Annotated in this window: 21 protein-coding genes; 17 read left to right on the forward strand and 4 right to left on the reverse strand. The window is 62.8% G+C overall.

Going from position 1 to position 15,224, the window contains the following annotated elements; genetic code table 11:
* Positions 1 to 24: 24 nt before the first annotated feature.
* Positions 25 to 1,113: a hypothetical protein gene (locus tag GXH28_RS11015; protein WP_169239077.1), complete on the forward strand. Its 1,089-nt coding sequence runs from the start codon at positions 25 to 27 to the stop codon at positions 1,111 to 1,113.
* A 24-nt stretch (positions 1,114 to 1,137) separates the two neighbouring features.
* Positions 1,138 to 1,899 (forward strand): methyltransferase family protein, encoded by a 762-nt coding sequence (locus GXH28_RS11020; protein ID WP_169239078.1) that lies wholly within the window; start codon positions 1,138 to 1,140, stop codon positions 1,897 to 1,899.
* A gap of 21 nt (positions 1,900 to 1,920) precedes the next feature.
* Here the strand turns inward: GXH28_RS11020 and pgeF are convergent, their stop codons facing one another.
* Positions 1,921 to 2,772, reverse strand: coding sequence for a peptidoglycan editing factor PgeF (pgeF, locus tag GXH28_RS11025; RefSeq protein ID WP_169239079.1), 852 nt, complete (start codon positions 2,770 to 2,772; stop codon positions 1,921 to 1,923).
* A gap of 174 nt (positions 2,773 to 2,946) precedes the next feature.
* Here pgeF and GXH28_RS11030 point away from each other — a divergent pair, with 174 nt between their 5' ends.
* From GXH28_RS11030 to GXH28_RS11095, 14 genes are all read left to right on the forward strand, one after another.
* Positions 2,947 to 3,417 (forward strand): VOC family protein, encoded by a 471-nt coding sequence (locus tag GXH28_RS11030; protein WP_169239080.1) that lies wholly within the window; start codon positions 2,947 to 2,949, stop codon positions 3,415 to 3,417.
* Between the two features lie 166 nt (positions 3,418 to 3,583).
* Positions 3,584 to 3,964: a dihydrofolate reductase family protein gene (locus GXH28_RS11035; protein WP_169239081.1), complete on the forward strand. Its 381-nt coding sequence runs from the start codon at positions 3,584 to 3,586 to the stop codon at positions 3,962 to 3,964.
* The gene (locus GXH28_RS11040; RefSeq protein WP_169239082.1) at positions 3,965 to 4,393 is read left to right on the forward strand and encodes a VOC family protein; all 429 of its coding nucleotides are present in this window, start codon (positions 3,965 to 3,967) and stop codon (positions 4,391 to 4,393) included.
* Positions 4,394 to 4,459: 66 nt separating this feature from the next.
* Entirely contained in the window at positions 4,460 to 5,575 is a 1,116-nt protein-coding gene (locus GXH28_RS11045) for a WD40/YVTN/BNR-like repeat-containing protein (protein WP_169239083.1), read from the forward strand.
* A 26-nt stretch (positions 5,576 to 5,601) separates the two neighbouring features.
* Positions 5,602 to 6,240: a dihydrofolate reductase family protein gene (locus GXH28_RS11050; RefSeq protein ID WP_169239084.1), complete on the forward strand. Its 639-nt coding sequence runs from the start codon at positions 5,602 to 5,604 to the stop codon at positions 6,238 to 6,240.
* A 30-nt stretch (positions 6,241 to 6,270) separates the two neighbouring features.
* Positions 6,271 to 6,567, forward strand: a complete 297-nt coding sequence (locus tag GXH28_RS11055) for a MoaD/ThiS family protein (RefSeq protein WP_169239085.1) — start codon at positions 6,271 to 6,273, stop codon at positions 6,565 to 6,567.
* Positions 6,568 to 6,569: 2 nt separating this feature from the next.
* Positions 6,570 to 6,998: a pyridoxamine 5'-phosphate oxidase family protein gene (locus GXH28_RS11060; protein ID WP_169239086.1), complete on the forward strand. Its 429-nt coding sequence runs from the start codon at positions 6,570 to 6,572 to the stop codon at positions 6,996 to 6,998.
* A gap of 10 nt (positions 6,999 to 7,008) precedes the next feature.
* Positions 7,009 to 7,572 carry a hypothetical protein gene (locus GXH28_RS11065; RefSeq protein WP_320447952.1) on the forward strand — a complete coding sequence of 188 codons (564 nt, stop codon included), beginning with the start codon at positions 7,009 to 7,011 and terminating at the stop codon, positions 7,570 to 7,572.
* Positions 7,573 to 7,642: 70 nt separating this feature from the next.
* Positions 7,643 to 8,182, forward strand: coding sequence for a ClbS/DfsB family four-helix bundle protein (locus GXH28_RS11070; protein ID WP_169239087.1), 540 nt, complete (start codon positions 7,643 to 7,645; stop codon positions 8,180 to 8,182).
* The gene (locus tag GXH28_RS11075; RefSeq protein WP_169239088.1) at positions 8,179 to 8,697 is read left to right on the forward strand and encodes a pyridoxamine 5'-phosphate oxidase family protein; all 519 of its coding nucleotides are present in this window, start codon (positions 8,179 to 8,181) and stop codon (positions 8,695 to 8,697) included. The genes GXH28_RS11070 and GXH28_RS11075 overlap by 4 nt, the downstream gene beginning before the upstream one ends.
* Positions 8,698 to 8,774: 77 nt before the next feature.
* Entirely contained in the window at positions 8,775 to 9,182 is a 408-nt protein-coding gene (locus GXH28_RS11080) for an iron chaperone (protein ID WP_169239089.1), read from the forward strand.
* Positions 9,183 to 9,295: 113 nt separating this feature from the next.
* Positions 9,296 to 9,811 (forward strand): DinB family protein, encoded by a 516-nt coding sequence (locus tag GXH28_RS11085; protein ID WP_169239090.1) that lies wholly within the window; start codon positions 9,296 to 9,298, stop codon positions 9,809 to 9,811.
* Between the two features lie 19 nt (positions 9,812 to 9,830).
* Positions 9,831 to 10,121, forward strand: a complete 291-nt coding sequence (locus tag GXH28_RS11090; protein WP_169239091.1) for a DUF1905 domain-containing protein — start codon at positions 9,831 to 9,833, stop codon at positions 10,119 to 10,121.
* A gap of 163 nt (positions 10,122 to 10,284) precedes the next feature.
* A complete protein-coding gene (locus GXH28_RS11095; protein ID WP_169239092.1) occupies positions 10,285 to 10,863 on the forward strand; it encodes a dihydrofolate reductase family protein in 579 nt (192 codons plus the stop codon).
* A 168-nt stretch (positions 10,864 to 11,031) separates the two neighbouring features.
* Here the strand turns inward: GXH28_RS11095 and GXH28_RS11100 are convergent, their stop codons facing one another.
* Genes GXH28_RS11100 through selD form a run of 3 tightly spaced genes read right to left on the reverse strand, consistent with a single transcriptional unit; the run spans position 11,032 to position 14,425 of the window.
* Complete coding sequence (locus tag GXH28_RS11100; RefSeq protein WP_169239093.1) at positions 11,032 to 12,669, reverse strand: aldehyde dehydrogenase family protein; 1,638 nt, start codon at positions 12,667 to 12,669, stop codon at positions 11,032 to 11,034.
* Between the two features lie 4 nt (positions 12,670 to 12,673).
* Positions 12,674 to 13,372 carry an ACT domain-containing protein gene (locus tag GXH28_RS16860; protein ID WP_169239094.1) on the reverse strand — a complete coding sequence of 233 codons (699 nt, stop codon included), beginning with the start codon at positions 13,370 to 13,372 and terminating at the stop codon, positions 12,674 to 12,676.
* A gap of 6 nt (positions 13,373 to 13,378) precedes the next feature.
* Positions 13,379 to 14,425 (reverse strand): selenide, water dikinase SelD, encoded by a 1,047-nt coding sequence (gene selD / locus GXH28_RS11110; protein WP_445082650.1) that lies wholly within the window; start codon positions 14,423 to 14,425, stop codon positions 13,379 to 13,381.
* Positions 14,426 to 14,870: 445 nt separating this feature from the next.
* Here selD and GXH28_RS11115 point away from each other — a divergent pair.
* Positions 14,871 to 15,224 (forward strand): PhnD/SsuA/transferrin family substrate-binding protein (locus GXH28_RS11115; protein WP_169239096.1); only part of this gene is annotated, 354 nt, incomplete at its 3' end.

Here is a 15,224-nt window from a genome sequence, read left to right on the forward strand (position 1 = left end):
TTGGAGATTAGTTACCAACGCTCCATGCCCCTCCATCGCCTCATCCCGCTCCTCGCGTTCGTCGTGTTGGCCTGGCTGCTGTTGCAGGTGCGCCCGCCGCAGTTGCTGGTCACGCTCGGCCCACAACAGCGCGTCGCCACGCGCAACGCGCTGGCCGGCTTGCACACGCGCTTCGTCGAGGAAGCCGAAGCCTGGAAGATCAAAAGGGGATTGGAGATGGTGCGAGAGATGGGCGCGCCGTGGATTGTCGAATTCTTCCCTTGGGCCTACTACGAGAAGGCGCAGGGGCGGCGCGACTTCGCCAACGCAGATCGCATCGTGGATCACGCCAACCGGCAAGGGCTGACGGTGATCGCCCGCTTGGGCTTTACGCCCGAATGGGCACGCCCGCCGGGCACCACGTTCACCCATCTGGACCCCCAGCACTACAGCGCGTTCGCCGACTTCGCGGCTGCCTTCGCGGCACACTTCAAGGGCCGCATTGCGCATTTCATTATCTGGAACGAGCCGAATCTGCAAAACGAATGGGGCATGCGCCGCGTGGACTCGGCGGCCTATGTGGAGATGCTGCGCGTCGTCTATCCCGCCATCAAGCGGGCCAACCCGGATGCCGTCGTGCTGGCCGGCGCGCTTGCGCCCACCATCGAGCGCAACCGCGACGTGGCGCTCAGCGATCTGGTGTATCTGGAGGAGATGTATATCGCGCTCGCCGGCTCCCGTCGCCCGTGGGACGCGCTCGCCGCGCACACCTACGGCGCGACGATACCGCCAGAAGCGGCCCCCGCGCCGGAGGCGATCAACTTTCGGCGCGTCGAGCTGCTGCGCGCGATCATGCTGGCCCACGGCGACGATTCGCCCGTCTACATCACCGAGGCCGGCTGGAACGACGACGTGAACTGGGTGAACGGCGTGACGCCGGCGCAGCGCATTGACTTCACGATCCGCGCGCTCGACTATGCTCAGGCCCACTGGCCGTGGGTGCGCTGCGTCGCGTTCTGGGTGTTCAAGCTGCCGGCGCCCGCGCGCGGCTACCGCGACCACTTCACTTTCGTCACCCCGTCGCTCGAGCCGCTGCCGATCTACGACGAGTTGCGGCGCGCGCTTGTTCCCTGATGCGCGTTCCTTACAATGGCGGATATGGCTGTGCGTCGTACGTCTCCAGAAACATCTTCTGCTCGCGCGCAGTGGCATCACGGCCCGTCGTGGCTGTGGCTGCTGTCGTTCGTCGTCTGCGTCGTCGGCGATGCGCTGATCGGCCGCTGGACGCTGCTGCCGATCTACGTGGCCGCGTTCTACCTGGGCATGGTGGTGATTGACTTGTTCACGTATCCAATGCTCGAACGCTGGCGCGCGTGGGTGAAGCAACGTGGCTTGATCGGCTGGTATCTCGTCGAGGTCGGGCTGATGTGGATCGGCACATCGCTGTTGCTGATCGCCTTCGCGCCGGTGTGGCTGAACTGGACGTGGGCCGGCCCGGTCTGGCTACAGGCACTCGGCGGCGCGGGCGTGTTCATCTCGGTCTTGATCGGCGTGTGGGCGGCCGGACAGATGGGCTGGAAGCGCCTGCTGTTCGTGCCGGCGCTCTTTCCGCCGGGCGAGATGGCCGAGCGCTACGACGTGCCGCAGCGCCTGGTGGTCTCCGGCCCGTATCGCTACGTGCGCAACCCGCTCTACGTCACCGACATGACGTTGATTGCCAGCACGGCGCTGCTCACGCAGAATGGGTTCCTGGCCTTGACGCTCGTCATCTACATCGCGCAATTGGCCATGCAACTGCGGCTGGAGGAGCGCGAGCTGCGCCAGCGCTTCGGCGCGCAATACGAGCGCTACGTGAAGGCCGTGCCGCGCTTCATCCCTCGGCTCACGCCCGTGGATCCATCTGAGATCTACGGCGAGTGAAGATGGCGCTTCGTAGAATGCTCAATCGAGCGCGACGATGACGCCAAAGCGGCCGGTCCGGCCCTGCTCGGCGCGGTGGCTGAACCATTCGTGTGTGTTGTTGGCCGTGCAGATCGCCGCGACCTCGATGCAACCCACGCCGGCGTCTTCGAGCTGCGAGCGCGCGGCGGCCCAGAGGTCCACATGAGGCTTTTGTTTGCTGGTGATGGGCTGGCCGGGGAACGAAGGGGAGGCGTGCTCTTTCCCTTGTCCGCTTGTCTTCCCGTCCCCCCCCCTGAGAACAACCGAAGCGCGCACGGCCGCCTGGATCTGCGCAGCCACCGCTTCATCCACCTCGAACTTGTCGGGGCCGATGCACGGACCGATGCCGGCGATGATGTCCTGCGGGCGCGAGCCGAACGCCCGCTGCATCGCGCGCACCGTCTCGATCAACACACCGTTGACGATGCCCCGCCAGCCGGCATGGGCGATGCCGATTGCGCCCTTCAGCGGATCGTAGAACAGCACCGGCGCGCAATCGGCAAAGCGCAGCGTGAGCGCCAGCCCGCGGTCGCGCGTCACCATGGCGTCGGCGCGCACGTCGTTCGCGCCAACAATGCGCAGATCGTCGCGCGAGACCACGCGCACATGGTTGCCGTGCACCAGCCACGAGGTGAGCGACCGCTCCGGCGCCAAGCCCAGCGCGTCGAGCGCGCGTCGGCGGTTTTCGCGCACCGGCTCGGCGGCGTCACCGGTGCTGCAGCTCATGTTCAATGAGGCCCACGGGGCTTCGCTCACACCACCAAGTCGGGTGAAGACGCCATGATTGACGTTCGCCGCGCGCAACGCCGCGAACTGGTAGTAGGCCAAGGCGTGATGCGTCAATCGCTGCATGCCGCCGGCCACTTTATCACGCCCCTAGAAGGAACTGCGAGGACACCCTGGCAGAAATGCCGAATGGAACTCAACCATAAGAGGATTAACAAATCCGAACATTTGTTCTACCATTGCAGCACATTGGAATGCTTAGACCGCAGTAATCGGTCGGCGCTTAGGAGGAATAGCACTGTGTCCTACTCTATCCGCACCTGCCTCTGGTTCCGCGACGGGCGTGGGCTCGAGGCAGCAGAATTCTACTGTTCGCTGATTCCAGGTAGCCGGGTCGAGGAAACCTCTGTTGTCGATAATCCCGGATATGGCAGTTCCACGATAATCAACTTCTCGCTGGGCGGAGTGCCCTATCAGATTCTCGATGCTGGACCGTATTTCACGCTGACTGAGGCAGTGTCCATTTCGGTTGAGACAGCCGACCAGGCCGAGACCGATAGGCTCTGGGCTGCGCTGACCGCAAATGGTGGCGAGGAAGGCCCCTGCGGCTGGCTGAAAGACCGCTACGGAGTGTCGTGGCAGATTTTCCCGAAGCGGTTGACGGAATTGACGCTGCATGCGGACAAGAATGTGGCGGCCAAGGCAATAGCGGCGATGATGAAACAGAAGAAGATCGACATCGCCGCAATTGAAACAGCGGTTCGTGGCTAGAAGCCTGCGGCCTAACAACGGCTTGCAGCAGACGGCGCTGCGCCGCCGCTGATGCCGAGCTTCACAAGCCCACGGTTCGAACGTTCGCGCCCTTCCGGCGCCCATCAACACCATCCAACCCGCCCCCCATACTCGCGAAAGCGTTCGTGAAAAATCGGAGCCCAACTTGAGGAAGGTCATCTACTCCATGCTCGTCTCGCTCGACGGCTACATCGAGGGGCCGGATGGGATGTTCGACTGGGCCACGCCCGACGAAGCGCTTCACCAACATTTCAACGAGGTCGAACGCGAGGCCGGCGTCCACCTGTACGGTCGGCGGCTCTATGAGATGATGCGCTACTGGGAAACCGCGGACACCAATCCCGGCAGCTCGGCAGTTGAACGCGAATATGCTCGGCTGTGGCAGCAAGTGCCGACGATCACGTCCGGCGTGGTTCTGTTACGCTACGCGCCGCCAAGGATTGACGCGGACGCGGTCGCCCACCAAGACAAGTTGCCGGCTGACCAGCAGGCCGCACGACAAAGACGCCAAGAAGCGCAAAGGTAAATGATGCAAAAAGTAACGACCTTTCTCATGTTCGTCGGCCCTGTCGCCGGCCAAGCCGAGGAAGCGATCACGCTGTACACCTCGCTGTTCGAGAATTCTGAAATTGTCCACATACAACGCCGCGGCCCGAACGACTGGGGCGAAGCCGAGGGCAGCGTGGAGCATGCCGTCTTCACCCTAAACGGCCAGGAGTTCATGGCCATGGACAGCAGCGCGGGACACGCGTTCAACTTTACGCCATCCATATCGCTGTTCGTGCGTTGCGCCAGCGAGGCCGAGATTGACGCTGTGTATACCAAGCTGTCCGAAGGCGGCCAGGTGCTGATGCCCTTGGATGAATACCCCTTTAGCAAGAAGTTTTGCTGGCTGAACGACAAATACGGCGTGTCATGGCAGTTGACCTTGACGGAGGGCCATGATGCATCGTGAGCGATTCTTGCGTCACCGCGGGTCACAAGTCGTCCGGTTATCTATCCCAACGAAGTAGGAGGCAGCATGAGCAGTGTTAGAGTGCTCGTCGGCACGCGCAAGGGCGCGTTCATTTTCACATCGGATGCGAAACGCCAGACGTGGGACGTCAGCGGTCCGCTTTTCCCCGGCTGGGAGATCTACCATCTCAAGGGATCGCCTGTGAATCCGGATCGCATCTACGCCTCGCAGTCCACCGGCTGGTTCGGCCAACTGATCCAGCGCTCGGATGATGGCGGCCGGACGTGGACGCCGATGGGCAACGAGTTCAGGTACGAGGGCACGCCCGGCACGCACCAGTGGTACGACGGCACGCAGCACCCGTGGGAGTTCAAGCGCGTGTGGCATCTCGAGCCGTCGCTCACTGACCCCGACACGGTCTACGCCGGCGTCGAGGATGCGGCGCTGTTCAAATCCACCGACGGCGGGCAGACCTGGCGCGAGTTGCCCGGCCTGCGCGAGGTGAAGGGCAACCTGTGGCAGCCCGGCGCGGGCGGCATGTGTCTGCACACCATCCTGCTTGATCCCAGCAACCCGGATCGTATCTTCGTCGCCATTTCTGCCGCCGGCGCGTTTCGCACCGACGATGGCGGGCAGACGTGGCGGCCGATCAACCAGGGGCTGAAGTCGCCGTATGAGCTCCCCGGCCCGGCAGCCGAGGTCGGCCATTGCGTGCATGGCATGGCCATGCATCCATCGCGCCCCGGCGTGTTGTTCATGCAAAAGCATTGGGACGTGATGCGCAGCGACGACGCCGGCGAGATGTGGCGCGAGGTCAGCGGCAATCTGCCCAGCGACTTCGGCTTCCCGATCGCCGTGCACGCGCACGAGCCGGAGACGATCTACGTCGTGCCGATCAAGAGCGACAGCGAGCACTTCCCGCCCGAAGGCAAGTTGCGCGTCTACCGCAGCCGGACGGGGGGAGGCGCATGGGAAGCGCTGACGAACGGCCTGCCACAGCGCGACTGCTACGTCAACGTGCTGCGCGACGCAATGGCGGTGGATGCGCTCGACCCCTGTGGCGTCTACTTCGGCACCACCGGCGGGCAGGTGTACTGCTCGCCGGACGGCGGTGACCATTGGACGACCATCGCGCGCGACCTGCCGTCGGTGTATTCGGTGGAAGTGCAGACGTTGGCGTAGCTATCTGGAGTCGGGAGAGGAAAGGGATGAGCAAGGTATTCGTCAACATCGCCCTCAGCCTTGATGGCTACATGGCGCCGGAAGGGATGACTATGGAGCATTGGGACGAGCCCGAGTTCAAGAACTGGGGCGCGAAGTGGAGCGCGCTGATGGGCTGGATCTTCGATCAGCAGTACTTCCGCCACAATCTCAAGCTTGGCCCCGGCGGAGAGACCGGTCCGGTCAATGACATGCTTCGCCACACTGCAGAGCGCACCGGCGTCCACATCATGGGCAAGCGCATGTTCGATGGCGGCGAGCGCGGCTGGCCAGAGGAAGCACCGTTTCACACGCCGGTATTCGTCCTCACCCACGAGAAGCGCGAACCCTGGGTCCGCCCCGGCGGGACGACCTTCTACTTCGTCAACGATGGCCCGGAGCGCGCGCTGGAGCAGGCGCGTGAAGCTGCGGGCGGTCGCGATATCCGCATCGCGGGCGGTGCGGATGTGATCCAGCAGTACTTGAACCTGGGCCTCATTGACGAGCTTGAAATTGCTTTGGTACCCGTGCTGTTCGGCGGCGGCAGAAGGCTCTTCGAGAACCTGCACGAACCTCTGCCAAGCTTTCGAATTGACAAGGTTCTTGATACTCCAAAGGCCACACACTTGCGCTATGTGCGTATGTAAGGCGGACAGATGTGCTAGGCCGATGTCCCGATGATCATAGTGATCCTGCCCCAACACCTGCGCACGCTGGCCGGCGTCGGTCGCGAAGTCGAACTGCGCGTCGAAGCGCTGGTCACCCCGCGCGCGATCCTGGATGCGCTCGAAGCGCGCTATCCGGTGCTGCGCGGGACGATTCGCGACCAAGGGTCGCAACAGCGCCGGGCGTTCGTGCGGTTCTTCGCCTGCGGTCAGGATTGGTCGCACGAGCCGCCCGACGCGCCCTTGCCCGACGACGTGGTGCAAGGCAAAGAGCCGTTCATGGTGGTCGGGGCGATGGCAGGAGGATGATTATGACCCTCGACGAGAAACAAATCGCCTTTCTGGAGAAGAGCCGCGCCGCGGCCATGATCACGGTTGGCGACGATGGCATCGCCCGCGCCGTGCGGGTGGGCATCGCGATGGTGGACGGCAAGGTATGGAGCAGCGGCACGCAGGATCGCGCTCGCACCAAACGCCTGCGCAAAAATCCCAACTGCACCCTGTTTGTGTTCGACAACACCTGGAGCTACCTGACGCTGGAGACGCGCGTGCGCCTGATCGAAGGGCCGGATGTGCCGGCCTTGAGCGAACGCCTGTTCCGCATCATGCAAAACCGTCCAATGGGCCCGCTCAGTTGGTTTGGCGGTGAGATGGACTCAGAGGACTTCCGGCGCGCGATGGCCGAGGAGGGGCGGCTGATCTACGAGTTTGACATTCATCGTGCCTACGGCTTGGTGTAATGGTGAATCGGTGAGTCAAAACCATATGGATGAGGTCACGCGAAAGCGTTTTGACGACCTGTGGTCACAAGACCGCGCGGCTCAAAACACAGCCTACATCGCCATCCTCGATGCAACAGACAAGCCCGTGAGCTGGGCCTATGACGTGTGGGACGAGGTCGTGGCTAACCTGGGCCACGCCGACAACCACAACCGCGCGATCGCGGCGCAGGTGTTGTGCAACCTGGCCAAGAGCGATCCGCAGCAGCGCATGCTGAAAGATTTCGACAAATTGCTGGCCGTGACCCGGGACGAGCGCTTCGTCACGGCACGACACTGCCTGCAGGCGCTGTGGAAGGTGGGTGTGGTTGGCCCGCAGCAGCGCGCACTGCTGGTAGATGGGCTTGCACGCCGCTTCGAGGACTGCGCTGAGGAAAAGAACCGCACTCTGATCCGTTACGACATCGCCCAGAGCCTGCGCAACGTGTATGACGCGACGCAGGATGAGACAGTCAAAGCCACGGCGCTGGCGTTGATCGAGACAGAAGGTGATCCCAAATACCGCAAGAAATACGCACGGTTGTGGAAAGGCTGAAGAATAATCCCAGGATCAACCCGGAGAAAGGGAGATTGGCTGGCTTGCGGTGTAGACCTGCTTCGGAAGCATGAACGACAAGCACGATATTCTCAAATCGCTTCGCGATGAATTCAATCGCTGGGAAGCGCTGCTCGTCGGCATGAGCGAGGCGCAGATCACAACGCCGCATCCGCCTTCGACCTGGTCCATCAAAGACGTGCTTGGGCATCTGTGGGCGTGGCAGCAGGTGTCCATCGCCCGCATGGAAGCGGCGCTCCACAACGGTGAGCCGGCCATGCCCGACTGGCTGGCCGGGCATGATCCGGAATCGGAGGCGCATCGCGAGCGGTTCAACGCCCGCATCTACGAACGCAATCGCGATATGGCATGGCCGGAGGTTCATCGGCGTTGGCGCGACGGCTTTCTCCACCTCATAGCCTTGTCAGAACAAATTCCGGAGGATGATCTGTTGGCGGTTGATAGATATGCGTGGATCGAGGGCTACGCGTTGATCGCCGTTTTGCAAGGCTCGCTGGCGCACCATCGCGAACACCGTGAAGCACTTGATGTGATGGGCGGGCAGAGCAAAGGTCTGAGCGCGGATGGAGGAGTATGGAGGAGAAGATGAGTGAACGGCAACCCGTAGCCGAGAAGTTGCCCGCCAGCGTCGAGTATCCAGCGCCGACGCCATGGGCGGAGGGTCGCCGGCATGTGATAGAAGGCCAATTGTATTGGTTGGTCACGGTGCGCCCCGATGGCCGGCCACATGTGCGGCCTGTGCTGGCGGTGTGGCTCGACGGCGCGCTGTACTTCGCCGCAGGCGCAGGCACGCGCAAGCGCAAGAACCTCATCCACGATCCGCATTGTGCCATCACGACTGCGGACGACGAGGCGCACATGGTGGTGGAGGGCACGGCGACGCGCGTGCAAGACGACGCCAAGCTCCGGCGCGTGGCAGAGGCCTATGCCGCCAAATACGACTGGCACGTCACTGTGCGCGACGGCGCATTCGAGGCCGAGTATGGCGCGCCGACCGCCGGGTTGCCACCCTACGAAGTCTATGAGGTTACACCGGAGACGGTCTTTGGCTTTGGCGCGAACGAAACGTTCAGCCCGACCCGCTGGCGCTTCGACCGGGGCTAGGCGCGGATGGGGCGGTTTGGGGCGTTGTGCTGTGGTCGCAGACTTGGAACGCCACAATCATGGCATGAGGAGATGTGATGCAAGCAGATCAATCAACCACTAAGCCGCCGGCGACGATTGACGAATACATCGCCAGCTTCCCACCGGACATTCAAGCCATTCTGCAGAAGATCCGGGCGACGATTCGCAAGGCCGCACCGGACGCGCAGGAAGTCATCAGCTATCGCATGCCGGCGTTCCGGCAGCATGGCATCCTGGTCTACTTCGCCGCATTCAGAAAACACATCGGCCTCTTTCCGCCGGTGAGAGGAGATGCAAAGCTCGAGAAAGCGGCGTCCGTGTATGCCGGCCCAAAGGGCAACTTGCGGTTTCCACTCGACGAGCCGATTCCCTATGCCTTGATCGCCAGAATCGTGAAGTTGCGGGTCAAGCAGGATAGTGTGCGTTCACAAGCGAAGAAGCGAAGGAAGAAAGGAGATACCTAATCCAGGCAGTTTCATCAAAAAGGGCGGGGCGTGCCCTGTTTTCAAGTCACGCTGGTGATGTCGGCTCATGACCAGATATCCGCGCCGGGTTGGCGCGAACAGGAGAGGACACAATGGAATTCCAACCCGAACCCACGCTCGTCGAACTCATCCGCTACAACAACTGGGCCAACACGCAGATCATTGCTGTCTGCCAGAGGCTCGACGCCGGCCAACTCGACGCCACCGCACCCGGGACGTATGGCAGCATCTACGACACTTTGGGGCACATGATCCGGGCCGAGGCGGACTACATCGGTCGAATCACCGGCCGGCGACCCCAACCACCCTTCCGGTGGGAAGACAAACCTTCGATAGATGATATTGCCGCCTTTGCCGAGCAGGTGGCCGCCGCGCTGCTCTATGTCGTCCAGCATGTCTCACCGACCCAGATGGTGCGCGAGGAAGAAGGAAGCCGGTTCATCGAGTATCAGGCGCGACATCTGTTCATCCAAGTCATCAACCACGGCATCGAGCACCGCACCAACATCACCACCATCCTGGCCGGCCTGGGCGTCGCCACGCCAGAGGTAGATGGTTGGGGCTATCTCTTCGCGCACCCTGATCGCTTTGCGTTGAGAGAAGGATGAGCCAGCGCTTTCAAAGGCTATGCAGCTACACCTGGAGTTCAGCGGTCGCGTCTTCCACTGGCGCGGCCCGGCCCCGCACTACTTCATCGCCGTGCCGGAGCACGAGAGCCAAGACTTGAAAGCCATCCAGAAGGCCGTGACGTACGGGTGGGGCGTGATCCCCGCGCGCGTTCGGATCGGCGAAACCGCGTTCACGACGTCGCTCTTTCCCAAAGACGGCCGCTTTCTGGTGCCCATCAAGAACAGTGTGCGTAAAGCAGAGCAGCTTCGAGAAGGCGATGTGGTGACGATTCGACTGGAGGTTGGCTGAGCGTGTGGAGTCGCCTATGAAAATTCATCTGAACGACGGCGACCACGAGCGTGTTGGCCGGATAGTTTGAATAGCAAGGCATTCATGGACACGATTCTCAAGCAAAACTGGTAACAGTGATGAATCGCTGATCACCAGAATACGCAGAATTACAGGAGGCTTGATGCGAGACCTCGTTATTCACGAGTTCATCTCACTCGACGGCGTGATCCAGGCGCCGGGCGGAAAGGACGAAGACACCGACGGTGGTTTCGCCCACGGCGGCTGGACGATCCCGTATTGGCACGACGACATCGGCGCGCACTTCGACCAGGTATTCAGTCAGGCCGACACGCTGCTGCTGGGACGTAAGACGTGGCAGATTCACGGCAGTGCGTTCGAGCAGATGGCGGGCGATCCATTTGCTGATGCAATGAATGCCATGTCGAAGGTCGTGGTCTCGACCACGCTCGAATCGCCGTCGCTGTGGCGCAACTCCACCCTCATTCGCGACAACGTGGTCGAAGAGATTCGCAAGCTCAAGGCACGACCGGGCAAGAACATCCTATTGGACGGTAGCAGCGTGCTGGCGCACACACTGCTCGAAAACGATCTGGTGGACGAGATAGACTTGCACGTCTACCCGATCTCACTGGGCAGCGGCAAGAAGCTCTTCCCGGAGGGCAAACGTGTTGACCTCAGGCTCGTGGAGTCGTCGTTCACACCTACCGGCGTTGTGTTCATGCGCTATCGCCGCGCCTGAGACCCCTAACCCTCTAGCGAGACGATTTACGAAGACTCAGGGCCGAACGGCAACGAAACGGCGTATACCGAATGGGTGAACACCCCTTCGACAAGCTCAGGGTGCACTGCCGGGTTGAAGGGCACGCTGAGCCTGTCGAAGCAGGGGTAAATGGATCTGCAAAGGGCTCTAGAACACCGTCTGGCTCTGCTCGCGCATGTATTGCTGCAGGTAATATGGCCCGCCGGCGCCGCGCCCGGTGTTGCCGCTGGCCTTCCACCCGCCGAAGCTCTGGTTGCCCGGCCACGCGCCGGTGGTCGCGCCGCGCTCGCGGTTCACGTACACCGTGCCGGCCTGGATGTGATCGAGGAAATACTTGATCTCCTTGCGATCTTTGCTGAAGAACCCCGCCGTTAGGCCATACTGCACCTTGTTCGCTTCGGCCATCGCCTGCTCCAGCGAGTCCACGGCCGCCACCAGCAGGAACGGCGTAAACAGCTCCTCGCAGAACAGCGGATGATCCAGGGGCAGGCCATCTACGATGGTGAGCGCGCAGAAGAAGCCCCTGGCCAGCTCGCCCTCGGTGAGCACGCGGCCACCGGTGACGAAGATGCCGCCGTCGCGCTGCGCCTGTTCGACGGCGCGCTGGAAGGTCTGGTAGCCACCGCGGTTGCACACCGGCCCGGTGAACACGCCGGCCTGCGTCGGGTCCCCCACCTTCAGCGCTTCGGTCTTGCGCTTCAGCAGGTCCACGAAAGGCTCTTTCACCGCGCGATGCACATACACCCGGCTGGTCGCGCTGCACTTCTGTCCGCTCAGGCCGAACGCGGCGCGCACCACGCCTTCGGCGGCCTTCTCCAAATCGGCCTTGTCGCTCACGATCACCGCGTTCTTGCCGCCCATCTCGGCGATCAGCGGGCGCGGCATGCGCTGGCTGAAGCGTTGGATCAGGCTGAACCCGACGTCGAACGAGCCGGTGAACGTCATGCCGGCGACATCGGGGTTGTTGACCAGCTCCTCGCCTACCACGCTGCCGGGGCCGGTGACGTAGTTGAAGACGCCCGCCGGCAGGCCGGCGTCGCGCAGGCACTCGGTCAGCAGCCAGCTCGCCATGGGCGTATCGCTGGCCGGCTTGATCACCACGGTGTTGCCGGCGATGAGCGCCGCGCCGGCCGGTCCGCCCGTCAGCGCCATCGGAAAGTTGAACGGCGACACCACGGCCCACACGCCATAGGGCTTGAGCACGCTGCGCGATGTGCCCACGCCGCCCTCCGGCAACAGCGGCTTCTCGAAGCCGGCGTTGACCTCCATCTGGTTGCAGTAGTAATCAATCAGATCGGCAGTTTCCTTCACGTCGCCGATGGCTTCGGCGCGGCTCTTGCCCACCTCGAGGCTGACCCAGGCGGCGATGTCGAACAGCCGACGGTTGATCAGCGCGGCGACCTTGCGCATCATCGCCACGCGGCGCTTCCATGGCGTGCCGCTCCAGGCCGGAAAGGCGGCCTTCGCTGCGGCGATGGCGGCTTGCGCGTCCTGCGCGTCGCCCCTCTGGAAGTAGCCGAGGGTCAGACTGGTATCAATCGGCGTGGTTTTGGCGAACTGCACGGCGGCGAAGCGCTCCACGCCGCCGATGAACATTGGATAGGTACGCGCATGTTCGCCGATGTTGGCGCGCACCTTGGCGAACGCTTTGTCGAACCGCGCCAGCAGGTCGGGATCGCTCAGCGCGCTGCTTAAGTTGGCGTAGGTGATTTGAAACGCCGGCTTGCCGGACTGCTTGCGCTTGCGCGGTGTCGTGCGCTTGGCTTGAGCTTTTGCCGTTGGCATCCCTTCACCTCCGTTCACGCGGGTCGGCCGCGTAGAAGAATCGAATCCTGCCGGTAAGTGTCTCATATTTCAGCAGCAGCGTCAGCCCCAACCGGCGCGCTTCGCTGGGCACATAGGCCCACTTGCCGGCTTGCGCTTCGACCAGCGCACGCGCCTCGGCCGGTGCGTCGGTGGATCGCACGCCGGTCAGCCGTACCAGCCAACGATCCTGCCGCTCGTCATACTCGACCACTTCGGCGTCGAAGGCGGCGTGGATGCGCGCGTCATCCGGCAATCGCCACGCGCACTTGACCGCGATCACCTCGCTGTCGCGGGCGGCCTCCACTGCATGGCCGGATCGGGTAAGCGCTGCGACGGCGGACTCCAGTTGGGCCGCCTTCACCAACACGTAATCGGTGTCGTAGGTCGAGATGACGAAGATGGCGATGCCCGCTTCGGCCAGCGGGCTGACCACCGAGACGAGGATGCCGACCTGTCCAAAGTCGAACGGCCCGTGGAGTTTGAGGACGCGCCAGCCGCGCTCGCACACCACGTCGCCGGGCACGTGGGCCTCACGACACACGATGGACAGCTCATCGGCCGTGCGCGTGACCGAGAAGAAACCTTCACCTATTGCCCAATCGGGGATGGTCGCCGTCGGATCGAGCCGGCATACAGCGAGAACATCCGGCAATACGCTGAGAGTAAGCAGAAAGTCACGCAAGGCCTATCACCTCGTCACGAGGATACCGCTGCCCTCGACCACCTCACCGATGATGAAGGCTTCGTCGCCATCGGCCTGGAGCTCGTGCACCAGCGCATCGGCCTTCGACGCGGCAACAGCGATGAGCAGGCCGCCGCTGGTCTCCGGGTCGAAGATCATCATACGTTGCCAGCTTTCCAACGCGGGATCGAACTGCACCTGATGGCGGTAAGTCGCTTCATTGGTTGCTGCGCCGCCAGGGAACACCCAATCCTGGCCGTATTCCAGCGCACCGGGCAGGAAGGGCAGCGCGTTCCACGAGAAGCGAAAGCCGACGCCGGCGCCGTTGGCCATCTCCAGCGCGTGACCCAGCAAGCCGAAGCCGGTGATGTCGGTGCCGCCACGAGCGCCCACCTTGCGCGCCGCGCGCGCGGCATTGCGATTCAGGCGCAACATGCTGGTCACCGCAGCGTCCACGTGCGCCGGATCGGCCAAGTCGCGCTTGATGGCCGTGGTCACCACGCCGACGCCGAGCGGCTTGGTCAGCACGAGCACATCGCCCGGCTTCGCGCCGCCTTTGGCCATCATCTCCGCCGGATTGACAATGCCGGTGACGCACAGGCCGTATTTCGGCTCTTTGTCTTTGATGGTATGGCCGCCGGCAATGACGGTGCCGGCCTCGGCCACCTTATCCGCCCCGCCGCGCAAGATCTCGCTCACGACCTCGGCGGGCAGATCGTCCGGCAGCGCGGCGATGTTGAGCGCAAAGAGCACCTCGCCGCCCATGGCGTACACGTCGCTCATGGCATTAGCCGCGGCAATCGCGCCGTAGGCATACGGGTCATCCACGACCGGCGTGAAGAAGTCCACCGTCTGGACGATGGCGTGTTGATCCGACAGACGATACACAGCAGCATCGTCCGGTTGGCCGAGGCCGATCAACAGATCGGGATGGTCTTCAGGCCGAAAACGATTCTGAAGCGGACGCAACACGGCGGCCAGAGTCTCGGGACTCAGCTTGCCGGCTCAACCCGCGCACGACGCGAGCGACGTCAACTTGATCTTTCGGGCAATCGTCACACCACCATCTTACCCGATAGGCGACTTAACAAGGGGTGCATTTCAAAACGAGGGAGCGCGGACTGGTCCGCAGCGGTATTCGCCTCAGTCGCGCTGGGATCAATCCCAGTGCTGAGCATACGGGCAAAAAGAAGAAACCACGAAACATTCGAAGAAACAAGCCTGCGCAGATGCGTTATCATGCCGAGCATTCGGCAAGGCAGATGACCGAAAGGAGGTGAAGGGGATGCTGTTGAAACAGATGCGCTATCGCTGAACCTGCCACTTTACGGCGCGCGTGTTGCGCCGCTCGTGCGACTCTGTCGCCATCACCGCCTCCAGCCTTGCCGTGGAACGCATGAACACGTCGTAACTCCTTCGCAGGCAGTGGGGGTGTTTTGGCGCAGGGACGCGCTGCCCTTTGTGTTGACACCCGAATTGCTTGTAGAAAGGAGTAACGATGTTTCGATCTTCAAAAACGTTTGTCGCCATCGCTTTGTGCGCGGCGGTCGCGCTTGCGGCCTGTGCCGCGCCGCCCGTCGCCGGTCCGGCGGCTCAATCCCAGGCGCCCGCAGTCCCCTTCGTCATTTCGGCCATTCCCGACCAAGACCCGGAGAAGCTCAATCGCCTGTATGGCACGGTCTCGGACTACTTGAAGGCGCAACTCGGCGTTGACGTAGTTTATAGGCCGGTGACGGATTACGCGGCCGTCGTCAACGCCTTCCGCACCGGCGATGTGGATATGGCCTGGTTCGGCGGCCTCACCGGCGTTCAGGCGCGGCTACAGGTGGACGGCGCGCAGGCCATCATTCAG

The sequence above is a fragment of the Candidatus Roseilinea sp. NK_OTU-006 genome, from assembly GCF_012931985.1.
Classification (GTDB): domain Bacteria; phylum Chloroflexota; class Anaerolineae; order J036; family Brachytrichaceae; genus JAAFGM01.